The organism is Luteibacter sp. (genome assembly GCF_009912395.1).
In the GTDB taxonomy this organism is placed as follows: domain Bacteria; phylum Pseudomonadota; class Gammaproteobacteria; order Xanthomonadales; family Rhodanobacteraceae; genus Luteibacter.
The window spans coordinates 61,659-73,418 of the sequence record NZ_WNDO01000029.1 but is presented as its reverse complement, the minus strand read 5'-3'; the positions used below and the strand labels follow the sequence as shown (position 1 = coordinate 73,418).

The following is an 11,760-nucleotide window of genomic DNA, read 5'->3' as shown; positions in this document are numbered from 1 at the left end:
TGCCTGCTGCCTGAACTCCAGGCTGAACTCCTGCCCCTTTCTGCCTGCCTTGCTCTTGGTCATCGTCCACCTCCTATTGCGATAGTTAATCGCTTATAGGGGTGTCCGTGAAACGGGGGCAAGATCAGTGAATTGTTCTGGGGCGCGGACGCCCATGATTTCGCGATGGACTACCTCGCCCACCCCGGACTGTTCGCCGACGGCGAGATGCATCGCCTCGGCGAACTGCCCGTGGGCATCGCCCGCCGTTAGGCGACGGCCTTGGCGATGCCGGCGATGGCCGTATCGACCATGAAATCGATCTCGTCCTTCGTCACCACGTAGGGCGGCATGAAGTAGACGATGTTGCCGAGCGGGCGCAGCAGCGCACCGTGTTCCAGGCCATGGCGATAGACGCGCAGGCCGCGACGGTCGGCGGCGGGGAAGGGCGCGCGCGTTGCCTTGTCGGCGACCAGTTCGATCGCGGCGATCATGCCGGTCTGGCGCACATGCGCCACATGGGGATGATCGTTCAACGGCGCGATGCGCGCGGCCATGTGCGCCGCCAGCTCGCGATTGCGTTCCAGCACGGGATCGTCGCGGAAGATCTTCAGCGTCGCGGTCGCGGCGCGGCAGGCCAGCGGATTGCCGGTGTAGCTATGCGAGTGCAGGAAGGCCTTGCCCGCCGCGTACTCCGCATAGAACGCCTGGTAGACGTCCTGCGTGGTGAGCACGGCGGACAGCGGCAGGAAGCCGCCGGTGAGGCCCTTCGACAGGCACATGAAATCGGGCGACACGCCCGCCTGTTCGCAGGCGAACATCGTGCCCGTGCGACCGAAACCCACGGCGATCTCATCGGCGATGAAGTGCACGTCGAACTCGTCGCACAGTGCGCGCAGGCCGGTGAGATAGGACGGGTCGTACATGCGCATGCCGCCGGCACATTGCACGAGGGGCTCCACGATGACCGCGCAGGTCTCGTGCGCATGGCGTTCGAGCAGCACGCGCATCTCGCCCAGGCGACGCTGGGCGATCTCCTTCGGCGTTTCGCCGGGCTCGCCTTCGTAAGTGTCCGGCGAGGGCGCCAGTTCCGGCGTGAGCAGCAGGGGCGCGTAGGTCTTGCGGTAGAGGGCCACGTCGCTTACCGAGAGGGCGCCGAGCGTTTCGCCGTGGTAGCTGCCGGTCAACGCGATGAAGCGGGTCTTCTCGCCGTGGCCACGGTTGAGCCAGTAGTGGAAGCTCATCTTCAGCGCCACTTCGATCGCCGCCGAGCCGTTATCGGCGAGGAATACGCGGTCCAGGCCCTTGGGCGTGATGCGTACCAGTTCCTCGGCCAGCTCCACGGCCGGCTCATGGGTGAAGCCCGCGAAGATGACGTGCTCCAGGCGGTCGAGCTGGTCCTTCAGGGCCGCGCCGATACGGGGTTCCGCATGGCCGAACAGGTTGGTCCACCAGGAGCTCACGGCGTCGAGGTAGCGTTTACCGTCCGTTCCGACGAGCCACGCCCCTTCGCCACGAAGGACGGGTACCATCGGAAGGGTTTCGTGGTCGTGCATCTGGGTGCACGGGTGCCACAGGAGGGAGAGGTCTCGCGCCACCAGCGCGTCGGCCGCCGGGGCGGTGAAAAGGACATCGGTCATCCGCCCATGATCCTCCCTCCGGCGGGCGCTCCTCAAGTCAACGCGGCGAGGTAACGGTTTGAAGTGGTTTCGCTGGATCGGCCTCACGGTCGTGCTGCTGGCGCTGTGCGCCGGCTTGTTCTACTGGTTCCTGCCGGCCAGCGTCGCCGCGGCGTTCATTACCGCGCGGGCGCATGGCCTGGTGCTGGAGGATGTCTCCGGCAGCGCATGGGATGGCCGTGCGGGGCGCGTGGCGACGGCCAGCGGCCGTGAACTGGGTGCGCTGAGCTGGCGGCTGGGGCGCGACGCGATCCTCGGCCGCACCCACCTGGATATCCATCTCGACGGTCCGTCGGGCCGCTTCGACGGCCATCTGGATCGTACCGAGGCCGACCGCATGACCTGGACCGGCGTCGATTTCCGCCTCGACGCCGCCGTACTTACCGGTCCGGTGTTGCCGCCCGAGCTGGTTCCTGTCGGCGTCGTGGAGGGCAAGGTGCCCCGCGCCGAATTGCAGAACAACTGGCCGATGGCGCTGGATGCGGACGTGCGCTGGCGGGCGGCCGCCGTGAAGACGCCGGAAGGCCACGTCGCCCTGGGCGGCATCGGCCTCCAGGCGCACAGCGAGGCGGGCGTGCTGCGTGCGGACATCAAGGACGACGGCGAAGGCTCCCTCGCCGTCACCGCCGCGCTGGCCGGCTCACCGCTGGGCTGGCGCTTCCAGGGCCGGCTGGCCCCGCGACTCGAGGACAGCGCCCTGACCCATCTCATCGCCCGTTTCGGCCCCATCGGCCGGGACGGCTCCGTCACCCTCCAGCGCAAGGCGGGCCTCGCGCCCACGCTCACTCCATGACCGATACCCTCGACAAGGCCCTGGCCGCCGCGCGCGATGCCGCCGGCGCGGCCGCGGAGATCATCCTCCATTACTGGCGCTCGGGCGTCGACGTGATCGTGAAGGGCGACGACACGCCCGTGACCGTCGCCGACCGCGAGGCCGAGCTGGCGATCCGCGAGATCCTGGCCCGCGCGCTGCCCGAGGCGGGTATCTACGGCGAGGAATACGGCGCCGACGACACCTCGCGCGAATGGCTCTGGCTGGTCGATCCGCTCGATGGCACCAAGAGCTTCGTTCGCGGCACGCCGTTCTTCTCCACGCAGATTGCCCTCATGCATCGCGGCGAGCTGGTGCTGGGTGTGTCGTCCGCGCCGGTCTACGACGAGCGCATGTGGGCGATCCGTGGCCGTGGCGCCTTCCTCGACGGCACGCCCGTGCATGTGGCGGATACCGCGGCGATGGCCCAGGCGGCGATCTCCACCGGCAATGTGAAGACCCTCACCACCGATGGCCGTTGGGACGCGCTGGGCGCGATGATCCGCGACAGCAATCGTATCCGTGGCTATGGCGACTTCTGCCACTACCACCTGCTGGCACGCGGCTCGCTGGATCTCGTGATCGAATCCGATCTCAATATCCTCGACATCGCACCGCTGGCAGTGATCGTACGCGAGGCGGGTGGTGTGTTCACCGATCTGGATGGTGGCGCGATCGGCCTGGACACCCGCAGTGTGCTGGCAGGTGTGCCCGCCATCCACGCCGAAGCGCTGTCGCGATTCCGGGGCGTTACAATCGACCGATGAACAAGCGCCCGACCATCCTCGCGACACGCGACGCGCCCTACGACCACTTCCGCAAGGTGGAGGAGGTCGACCTCGAATTCTCCAACGGCGAACGACGCACCTTCCACCGCCTCAAGAGCGGCGGCTTCGGCGCGGTACTGATCGTCGCCATGCGCGACCCCGAAACGGTGCTGCTGGTACGCGAGTACGGCGTCGGCATCGACCGCTACGAACTCGGCGCGCCGAAGGGCCGCATCGACGAAGGCGAAACGGCCGAGCAGGCCGCCGACCGCGAGCTGAAGGAAGAGATCGGCTTTGGCGCGTGCAAGGTCCGTCCGCTCGGCACGCTGTCGCTGTCGCCGTCGTACATGAGCCACACGATCCAGGTGATGCTGGCGGAAGACCTTTATCCCGAACGCCTGCCTGGCGACGAGCCCGAGGAACTGGAGGTCGTTCCCTGGCACATGGATAATCTGCACGAGCTGATCGCCCGTGATGATGTCACCGACGGGCGTTCCATCGCTGCGTTGTTCATGGCTCGCGAGTATCTCGCCGGCCGCTACCGTCCCACGTGAGCGGCCTGGTCCCCGCCCAGTGCCTCGATGCCGTCTGCGCCATCGCGCGACGCGCCTCCGAGGCTATCCTGGCGATCTACGCGCAGGATTTCGAAGTGGTCCGCAAGGACGACGATTCCCCCGTCACCGCCGCCGACCTCGCCGCGCAGCGCGTGATCGCCGAAGGCCTGCGCGAGATCGCGCCGGGCGTGCCGGTGATTTCCGAGGAAGCGCTCGCCGCGCCCTGGGCCGAGCGACGCACCTGGCGGCGCCACTGGCTGGTCGATCCACTGGACGGCACCCGGGAGTTCGTCAAGCGCAACGGCGAATTCACCGTGAACATCGCGCTCATCGAAGATCATCGCCCCGTTCTCGGCGTGGTGCTCGCGCCGGTGGGCGGCGACACCTATGTCGCGGCGCAAGGGCAGGGTGCATGGCGACAGCGCGAGCCCGGCGCCGCACGCGAACGCATCCGCACGCGCCGTGCCGGTGGCACGCTGCGTGTCACCGGTAGCCGTTCGCATGGCGGCGCACGTGCGGGTGTGCTGCTCGACCGACTTGGCGAGCACGAGACCTTCGCGTTGGGTTCGTCGCTGAAGTTCTGCGTGATCGCGCGCGGCGATGCCGATGTCTACCTGCGTCTTGGCCCTACGTCGGAGTGGGATACGGCTGCGGCGCAATGCGTGCTGGAGGAGGCGGGCGGCGCAGTGCTTGATCTGGCGGGGCGCCCGTTCCGCTATAACACGCGCGATTCGCTCCTCAATCCCGAGTTCATCGCCTGCGGCGACACCACCGTCGACTGGACGGCCCGCCTCATCGATCCGGACGACCACGCATGACCCGACCCGTCGACGACCTCCTCGCGATCATGGCCCGACTGCGCGACCCCGAGGGTGGTTGTCCATGGGATCTACGGCAGGACTTCTCGACGATCGCGCCCTACACGATCGAGGAGGCCTACGAGGTCGCCGATGCGATCGACCGTAACGACATGCAGGACTTGCGCGATGAACTGGGCGACCTGCTGCTCCAGGTTGTCTTTCATTCGCGCATGGCGGAAGAGGGTGGTCACTTCGCGTTCGGCGACGTGGTACAGGCGATTTGCGACAAGATGGAACGCCGGCATCCGCATGTGTTCGGCGATTTCACGCATGACACCGATGGCGCACGCTCACGCGACTGGGATCGCCTGAAGGCCGAGGAGCGCAATGCGAAGGGCGGTGACGACACGAGTGCGCTGGCCGGGATTTCGCATGGTCTTCCCGAGTGGCAGCGTGCCTTGAAGTTGCAGAAGCGTGCGGCGAACGTGGGTTTCGATTGGCCCGATCATCGTCCTGTTCTCGACAAGCTCGCGGAAGAGCTCGACGAAGTTCGCCATGAATTCGACCATGGCGCGGACGAGGAACGCCTCGCCGATGAAATCGGCGACCTGTTGTTCGTTGCAGCCAATCTCGCACGTCATGCGAAGGTGGATGTTTCCCGTGCATTGCGTGGCGCGAACGCGAAGTTCGAACGTCGTTTCCGCGCGATGGAAGCCATTGCCGAAAGCGAAGGTCGAGCGCTTTCGTCCTATCCGCTGGAACATCAGGAATCGCTTTGGGTCCGCGTCAAGAAAAGCGAATCCTGATTCCCCCTCACGTCGTTCCAGCGAACGCTGGAACCCAGCGCGAGGCGATCGGTTATCGCCTCGCGGCCTCCTACGCAAAAGTCGATGCGACGCCCTCGCGGTGCTGGCGAACCGAGGCGCTGGGTTCCTGTTTTCACAGGAACGACGAGCTCGCGATCCGTCGTTCCAGCGCACGCTGGAACCCAGCACGAGGCGATCGGTTATCGCCTCGCGGCCTCCTACGCACAAGCCGATGCGACGCCCTCGCCGTGCTGGTGAACCGAGGCGCTGGGTTCCTGTTTTCACAGGAACGACGAGCTCGCGATCCGTCGTTCCAGCGCACGCTGGAACCCAGCGCGAGGCGATCGGTTATCGCCTCGCGGCCTCCTACGCACAAGCCGATGCGACGCCCTCGCCGTGCTGGTGAACCGAGGCGCTGGGTTCCTGTTTTCACAGGAACGACGAGCGTGGAAAGCGAGGCCTTGCGGCTCCGCTTTCCACGAACGACTTACTTGCTCGAATCGGTCGTCTTCGCGGCGGCACGCTGCTGCATGCGGGCCTTGAAGGCTTCCATGTCCTGATGGCGCTTCTGGTCCTGCGCGAGGCTCTCATCGAGGCTCTTGCGCATCGTGGCGATGGCGGCATCGACGTTCTGCGGCTGCATCTGCGCGCGGGCGAGGTGGCGGTAGGCATAGTCGCGCACGCGCGGGTTCTGCGACTTGGCGAGCACGTCGTTGTACAGCGCCGGCAGCTCCTTCTGGCGACCGGACTGGATGTACAGGCGTTCGAGGCCGCGAATGTCGCCGATCACGCCACTACGTGCCATGCCGCCGCGGCCGTGATGACCCCAGCCCCCGTGGCCTTGTTCACCGGTAGGGCCATGGCCCCACTTCTGACCCTGGCCCGGAGCGGGCTGGGCGCTGCGAGCGGCCGGAGCGGCCGGGGCCTGCGGAGCGGCATCCTGCGCGAACGCGAAGGCAGCCGAACCGGCGAGGAGGAGGGAAGCGGCACTGGCGATAAGGGTCTTGCGTTCCATGGGATGTCTCCGGGTTGGACTTGCACGGAAAAAAACGTGCCTTCCCGTCGGCGGTTGACCGTTCCGTTGCCATTCGCTCAGATTCGTGTGAAATCCCGGTTTGCAACCTTTTGCGGTTCTGGCGCATCCATCCCCCGATCAGACATCCCTACGGAGGTATTACCCATGCGTCAGTCCATCCTTGCCCTGCTCCTGCTGGTTCCCGCGGTTGCCTCGGCATCCGGCGACCGCTGCGAGTTCCATGCGGATCGCAACCTCGACCTCGATCTTGCCGGTGTCCACCAGGTCCGCTTCACCACCGGCTCCTATGAACTGACCGTTGCCGGAAATGCGTCGGGTGCGCGTGGTTCGCTGCAGGGCAAGGCCTGCGCTTCCGACCAGGAAACGCTCGATACCCTGGTCGTGACCCAGCGTAAGGACGGCGATGTCCTCACCGTGACGCTTGGCAGCGAGAGTCGTCACTGGGGCCGAAACAGCCAGTACAGCGACCTCAAGGTCTCCGCGAGCCTGCCGGCTGGCGTGCCGGTGAGGGTCGATGTCGGCTCCGGCAGTGCGACGGTGCGGAATGTGGCGTCGCTGGAGAGTTCAGTGGGTTCCGGCGAACTCCAGGGCGGAGATATCAAGGGAGCGGTCAGGACCAAGGTCGCCTCGGGCTCGGCCCACCTGGAGAACGTCGGACCGCTCACCGTGGATAGCGTGGCCTCCGGTGAAGTTCGCGTCCGCCAGGTCGGCGGCGACGCGACGCTGGGTTCGGTGGCATCCGGCTCCCTGCAATTGAGTGGCGTCAGCGGCAGCGTGAACGCCCAGGGCGTGGCTTCCGGCAGTCTCGCGGTACGCGAGGTGAAGGGAAGCCTGTCCGTGGGCAGGAAGGGTAGCGGCGACGTCTCCTACAGTGGCATCGGCGGCAAGGTGGACGTGCCACAAGACCGATAAACACCGGCCTTTCCATCAGGCATCCTCGTGTCGGCGAACACCCGACCTGCGACGTTTCGCTATCCGGCCCATCCATGACCGGGCCAGACCTTTTCCGGAGGCATCACCCATGCGTCAGCTCATCCTCGCCGCCCTCCTGCTGGCGCCCACTGCGGCCCTGGCCGGCACTCATTGCGAGTTCCACGCCGACCGTAACCTCAATCTCGACCTGAGCGGTATCGCCAAGGTCCAGTTCATCACCCACGCCTTCGATCTCCACGTCGAGGGCAACGGCGCCGGCACCACCGGCAGCGTGCGAGGCAAGGCCTGTGCATCGAGCCAGAAACTGCTCGATGGCCTGGTGGTCACGCAGACGAAGACGGGCGACACGCTCACCGTCGAACTGCAAAGCAAGGAAAGTAGCTGGGGTTTCGGTAGCCATTACACCGACCTCCAGGCGGACGTCACGATTCCCGCTACGGTCCCCGTGCAACTCGATGTGGGTTCCGGCAGCGCGAAGGTACGTGGCTTGAAGTCGCTGGATACCGAGGTCGGCTCCGGTGAGCTGGAAGCCAACGACATCCACGGTCCGGTGAGCGCCGTCGTGGGCTCGGGCGAGGCGTCGTTTCGCGGCATCGGTCCGCTCACGGTCAAGGACGTCGGCTCGGGCGACCTGCGCGCGAACGAGATCGCCGGCGACGCGACTATTGGCGATATCGGCTCTGGCGACGCGGAAGTGGGCGGCGTGAAGGGCAACCTGTCGGTCGACCGCATCGGTTCGGGCAGTCTGGCCGTGGGCCATGTTGACGGTGCGTTGTCCCTTCGCCGCAAGGGCAGCGGGGACCTGAACTACACCAAGACCAACATCGGCGGAAAGGTCGACGTGCCTGTCGAGCGCTGAGCGGATGACCTGCACATGGCGGCGACGGGCGTCGCCGCTATGATCGCGCCTTCATGGGCGGGATCGTACGGATGAACCGGTTGCCTGAATCGTTGCGGGGCTTGCGCCGCGACGCGTTGTTCCTGGTCTTGCTGGCGGTGTCGATCGTCTTCGCGATCGCGCTGCCGTCGCGCCTGCGCGACTGGCCGTCCCTGGTGGACTGGCCGACCATCGCGGCCCTGACGGGGCTGCTCTTGCTGACCAAGGCAGTAGAAGCCAGCGGTGCGCTGCACGTGGCCGGCCACTGGCTCATCGAACGCACGGCCACGCGTCGGGTGGCTGCCCTGGCCCTGGTCGCGGCCACGGCGCTTCTGTCGATGCTGCTGACCAACGACGTATCGCTATTCGTCATGGTGCCGCTGACCCTCAGCATGTGCCGGATCGCGCGCATGCCGGCCACGCGGCTGGTGATCTTCGAGGCGCTGGCTGTCAATGCGGGGTCGATGCTCACGCCGATCGGCAATCCGCAGAACCTGTTCATCTGGCAACAGTGGGGAAACAGCTTCGGCGGGTTCATCGTGCAGATGTTGCCCCTGGTGGCCGTGGCGCTGGTGCTGCTGCTGGCGGTGACTGCGATCGCCTTTCCGGCCCAGCGACTGGAAGTGCATGATCAGACAGGCGAGCCTGTGGATCGCGGCATGCTGCTCGTCGCGGCCGTGCTGTACGTGCCGTTTATCGTGCTCGCGGATTTCCATCTTGCTGCCTGGGCACTGCTCGGCGTGCTGCTTATCTTCCTCGTCTATCGACCGCGCATCGTCGCCGCGATCGACTGGGGCCTGCTGCTCACCTTCGTGTTGATGTTCATCGACCTGAAACTGCTGGCGGATCTTCCGCCCGTGCGTGGTTTCATCGGCGGCCTCGGGCTGGATCACGCCTCACATCTGTATGCCACCGGTGCCCTCGTGTCGCAGGTGATGAGCAACGTCCCCGCGACCATTCTGCTCAGCGAGTATTCGCAGGACTGGCGCACGCTCGCCTGGGGTGTGAACGCGGGCGGCTTCGGCGTCGTGCTCGGATCGCTGGCGAACCTCATCGCATTGCGCCTGCTGGGGGATCGCAAGGCTTGGCTCGGGTTCCATGCCTGGTCGATCCCGTTCTTCATCGTCGTCGGCTTGGTCGGCTGGGCCCTCCTGTAGCCGCGTTATCCACACCGCATGTGGAAAGCACCTGCATAAGCGTGTGGACAAGTCGAAATCGGCTTTCAGTAGCAATGACTTGCGTTGTGCTGGTTAATTTTTCACCACGCGCCCCGCGATATCCACAGCGAATGTGGACAGCGACTGCATAAGCATGTGGATAAGCCGCATCGCGTCTTGCGTGTCAGTCACTTGCATCGCCTTGGTTACTGCGTGACCAACGAACACCTCGTACGGTGCCCAGGCGTTTATCCACACGGAATGTGGATACGCGCTGCATAAGGATGTGGACAAGTCGCATCCCGCCTTGACGGTCAACGACTTGGCTTATGCTGGTTAATCCTTCGCCACCTCGTGCGCGATATCCACAGCGAATGTGGACAGTGACTGCATAAGCGTGTGGATAACCCTGTTCCCGGCTTCGCCGTCAACGACTTGCATCACACTGGTTAGCGAATGACCAGTTGCCGAGTGCTCGCACACTACGTGTTTTATCCACACCGAATGTGGATACGCGCTGCATAACGATGTGGATAACCCCCAAACCGATATGCCGATCAACGCGTTGCGTTTCCCTGGTCAATGCATGACCAAACCCGGGCGCGATGGCACCCTACGGATACGCCTGCCGACACAGCGACATCACCACATCGCGCAACCATCGATGCGCCTGATCGGCATCCATGCGCGGATGCCAGATGGCCGAAATAGTGAAGCGTGGCGTATCCACGGGAATCTCGAAGGTAACGAGCCCTGCGCTCGGGGATTCGCCGGTCGTCAGTGCGTGGCCGAGGCAGGAGCGCGGCACCGTCGCGATGAGGTCGGTGTGGCGCGCGATGCGCAGGGCATCGGGGAAGCCAGGCACGACGACACGCACGTCGCGCTTGAGGCCGCGTGCGCTCAGTGCATCGTCCACTGTGAGTGACATCTCGCCCTTGGGCGATGCCACCACATGTCCGAAAGACACGAAGCGTTCCGCACTCGGCCTTCGCTCGGCGGCGAGCGGATGGTCGTCACGCACCACACCGACCAGTGCGTCCTCGAAGAGCGGCTGGGCGCGCATCTCCGGCAGTGGCGATTCGACGACACCGATTTCCAGGTCGAGCCGTCCTTCGCGTAAGGGCGTCGCATCCTTGTCGGGCTTCGGCATGAAGCGCAGGCGTACGTGGGGAGCCGTCTCGGCGATGGTCCGAAGCAGGGGGACCGAAAAGAACGCGATGAACGCCTCGTTCGCGCGCAGGAAGAACGTGCGCTCAAGAGAGGCCATATCCACGCTGTCGGTCGCGGGGCTGAGCACCGTATGCACGTCCCGTGAGAGGGCGTGCACGCGATCACGTAGCGCCATGGCATGGGGAGTGGGAACCAGTCCCCGGCCCGCACGCACCAGCAGCGGATCGCCCGTGGCCTCACGCAGGCGGGTGAGCGTACGGCTCATGGCCGAGGCACTGAGGTTCAGGCGATGGGCCGCACGGGTCACGCTGCCTTCGGCGAGCAGGGCGTCCAGGGCGGTCAGGAGGTTCAGGTCGATAGTGTCCATGTCGCAAGGATAAGCCCATACATGGCGCCATATGCAAACATAATTTGCATTTCGTGCGTCTTGTGCAAGTTTTGGGCGAGGCGCAGCATGCTTCGGGTCACGACATTCAAGGAGCGTCCCATGGCATCCACACCCTCCATCCTCCTCATTGGTGCTTCGCGTGGCCTCGGCCATGCGATGGCCGTCGAATTCCTCGCGAAGGGCTGGCACGTCGTCGGCACGGTGCGCCGTGGCAGTGACCGCACACCGCTCCATGCCCTGGCCGAAGCGCATCCCGGCCGTGTCGACATCGAGGTGATCGACATCTGCGAACAGGGGCAGATCACCGCGCTGAACGAGCGCCTTCACGGACGGGCCTTCGACATCCTCTTCGTCAATGCAGGCACGACCAACCGCGACCCGACGCAAACGATCGGCGAGGTCGCGACAGACGATTTCATGCACGTGATGCTGACCAACACGCTGGGCCCGATGCGAGTCGTCGAGGCGCTAGAGCACCTCGTGCCGACGGATGGCATCGTCGGCGTGATGTCGTCGGGGCAGGGCAGCGTGGGTAACAACGAAGGGGGCCAACGTGAGGTCTATCGGGCAAGCAAGGCGGCGCTGAACATGTGCATGCGTAGCTTCGCGGCGCGCCATGCCGGATCGTCGCGAGCGATGCTGTTGATGGCGCCGGGCTGGGTCCGTACCGAACTGGGCGGCGCGGAAGCGCCGCTCACCATCGAGGAAAGCGTTCCAAGCCTCGTGGACGTGCTGCTGTCGCAGCGGGGCACGCCGGGCCTGCGATACCTGGACTATCGCGGTCGGATGGTGCCTTGGTGAGA

General features: G+C 65.4%; 12 protein-coding genes. 9 read left to right on the top strand and 3 right to left on the bottom strand.

The features are described from left to right. Positions 1-248: 248 nt before the first annotated feature. Positions 249-1,619 carry an adenosylmethionine--8-amino-7-oxononanoate transaminase gene (locus GAK28_RS20730; protein WP_291783959.1) on the bottom strand — a complete coding sequence of 457 codons (1,371 nt, stop codon included), beginning with the start codon at positions 1,617-1,619 and terminating at the stop codon, positions 249-251. Positions 1,620-1,677: 58 nt separating this feature from the next. Here GAK28_RS20730 and gspN point away from each other — a divergent pair, with 58 nt between their 5' ends. The 5 genes from gspN to mazG are packed head-to-tail and all read left to right on the top strand — an operon-like array spanning position 1,678 to position 5,396. Then, the gene (gene gspN / locus GAK28_RS20725; RefSeq protein ID WP_291783957.1) at positions 1,678-2,451 is read left to right on the top strand and encodes a type II secretion system protein N; all 774 of its coding nucleotides are present in this window, start codon (positions 1,678-1,680) and stop codon (positions 2,449-2,451) included. Beyond that, positions 2,448-3,236 (top strand): inositol monophosphatase family protein, encoded by a 789-nt coding sequence (locus GAK28_RS20720; RefSeq protein WP_291783955.1) that lies wholly within the window; start codon positions 2,448-2,450, stop codon positions 3,234-3,236. The genes gspN and GAK28_RS20720 overlap by 4 nt, the downstream gene beginning before the upstream one ends. Next, positions 3,233-3,790, top strand: a complete 558-nt coding sequence (gene nudE / locus GAK28_RS20715) for an ADP compounds hydrolase NudE (protein ID WP_291783953.1) — start codon at positions 3,233-3,235, stop codon at positions 3,788-3,790. The genes GAK28_RS20720 and nudE overlap by 4 nt, the downstream gene beginning before the upstream one ends. Continuing rightward, positions 3,787-4,608: a 3'(2'),5'-bisphosphate nucleotidase CysQ gene (gene cysQ, locus GAK28_RS20710; RefSeq protein WP_291783951.1), complete on the top strand. Its 822-nt coding sequence runs from the start codon at positions 3,787-3,789 to the stop codon at positions 4,606-4,608. The genes nudE and cysQ overlap by 4 nt, the downstream gene beginning before the upstream one ends. After that, positions 4,605-5,396, top strand: a complete 792-nt coding sequence (gene mazG / locus GAK28_RS20705; RefSeq protein ID WP_291783949.1) for a nucleoside triphosphate pyrophosphohydrolase — start codon at positions 4,605-4,607, stop codon at positions 5,394-5,396. The genes cysQ and mazG overlap by 4 nt, the downstream gene beginning before the upstream one ends. 487 nt (positions 5,397-5,883) lie before the next feature. Here the strand turns inward: mazG and GAK28_RS20700 are convergent, their stop codons facing one another. After that, positions 5,884-6,411, bottom strand: coding sequence for a hypothetical protein (locus tag GAK28_RS20700; protein ID WP_291783947.1), 528 nt, complete (start codon positions 6,409-6,411; stop codon positions 5,884-5,886). 165 nt (positions 6,412-6,576) lie between these two features. Here GAK28_RS20700 and GAK28_RS20695 point away from each other — a divergent pair, with 165 nt between their 5' ends. The 3 genes from GAK28_RS20695 (at position 6,577) to GAK28_RS20685 (ending at position 9,399) form a co-directional block, all read left to right on the top strand. Beyond that, the gene (locus tag GAK28_RS20695) at positions 6,577-7,344 is read left to right on the top strand and encodes a DUF4097 family beta strand repeat-containing protein (protein WP_291783945.1); all 768 of its coding nucleotides are present in this window, start codon (positions 6,577-6,579) and stop codon (positions 7,342-7,344) included. A gap of 109 nt (positions 7,345-7,453) precedes the next feature. Beyond that, entirely contained in the window at positions 7,454-8,224 is a 771-nt protein-coding gene (locus tag GAK28_RS20690) for a DUF4097 family beta strand repeat-containing protein (protein ID WP_291783944.1), read from the top strand. 71 nt (positions 8,225-8,295) lie between these two features. Further along, on the top strand, positions 8,296-9,399 hold the full coding sequence (locus GAK28_RS20685; protein ID WP_291783941.1) for an SLC13 family permease: 1,104 nt from the start codon (positions 8,296-8,298) through the stop codon (positions 9,397-9,399). Positions 9,400-10,012: 613 nt separating this feature from the next. Here the strand turns inward: GAK28_RS20685 and GAK28_RS20680 are convergent. Then, positions 10,013-10,936 (bottom strand): LysR family transcriptional regulator, encoded by a 924-nt coding sequence (locus GAK28_RS20680; protein ID WP_291783939.1) that lies wholly within the window; start codon positions 10,934-10,936, stop codon positions 10,013-10,015. A 120-nt stretch (positions 10,937-11,056) separates the two neighbouring features. On the opposite strand from GAK28_RS20680, the gene GAK28_RS20675 reads away from it, so the two are divergent. After that, positions 11,057-11,758, top strand: a complete 702-nt coding sequence (locus tag GAK28_RS20675) for an SDR family NAD(P)-dependent oxidoreductase (protein ID WP_291783936.1) — start codon at positions 11,057-11,059, stop codon at positions 11,756-11,758. Positions 11,759-11,760 lie beyond the last annotated feature (2 nt).

What these genes read in the sequence shown, in the direction of transcription:
- GAK28_RS20675 (WP_291783936.1), top strand. Translation starts at nt 11,057, where the DNA reads ATGGCATCCACACCCTCCATCCTCCTCATTGGTGCTTCGCGTGGCCTC.
- mazG (WP_291783949.1), top strand. Translation starts at nt 4,605, where the DNA reads ATGACCCGACCCGTCGACGACCTCCTCGCGATCATGGCCCGACTGCGC.
- GAK28_RS20680 (WP_291783939.1), bottom strand. Translation starts at nt 10,936, where the DNA reads ATGGACACTATCGACCTGAACCTCCTGACCGCCCTGGACGCCCTGCTC.
- GAK28_RS20730 (WP_291783959.1), bottom strand. Translation starts at nt 1,619, where the DNA reads ATGACCGATGTCCTTTTCACCGCCCCGGCGGCCGACGCGCTGGTGGCG.
- nudE (WP_291783953.1), top strand. Translation starts at nt 3,233, where the DNA reads ATGAACAAGCGCCCGACCATCCTCGCGACACGCGACGCGCCCTACGAC.
- GAK28_RS20700 (WP_291783947.1), bottom strand. Translation starts at nt 6,411, where the DNA reads ATGGAACGCAAGACCCTTATCGCCAGTGCCGCTTCCCTCCTCCTCGCC.
- GAK28_RS20690 (WP_291783944.1), top strand. Translation starts at nt 7,454, where the DNA reads ATGCGTCAGCTCATCCTCGCCGCCCTCCTGCTGGCGCCCACTGCGGCC.
- GAK28_RS20685 (WP_291783941.1), top strand. Translation starts at nt 8,296, where the DNA reads ATGAACCGGTTGCCTGAATCGTTGCGGGGCTTGCGCCGCGACGCGTTG.
- GAK28_RS20695 (WP_291783945.1), top strand. Translation starts at nt 6,577, where the DNA reads ATGCGTCAGTCCATCCTTGCCCTGCTCCTGCTGGTTCCCGCGGTTGCC.
- GAK28_RS20720 (WP_291783955.1), top strand. Translation starts at nt 2,448, where the DNA reads ATGACCGATACCCTCGACAAGGCCCTGGCCGCCGCGCGCGATGCCGCC.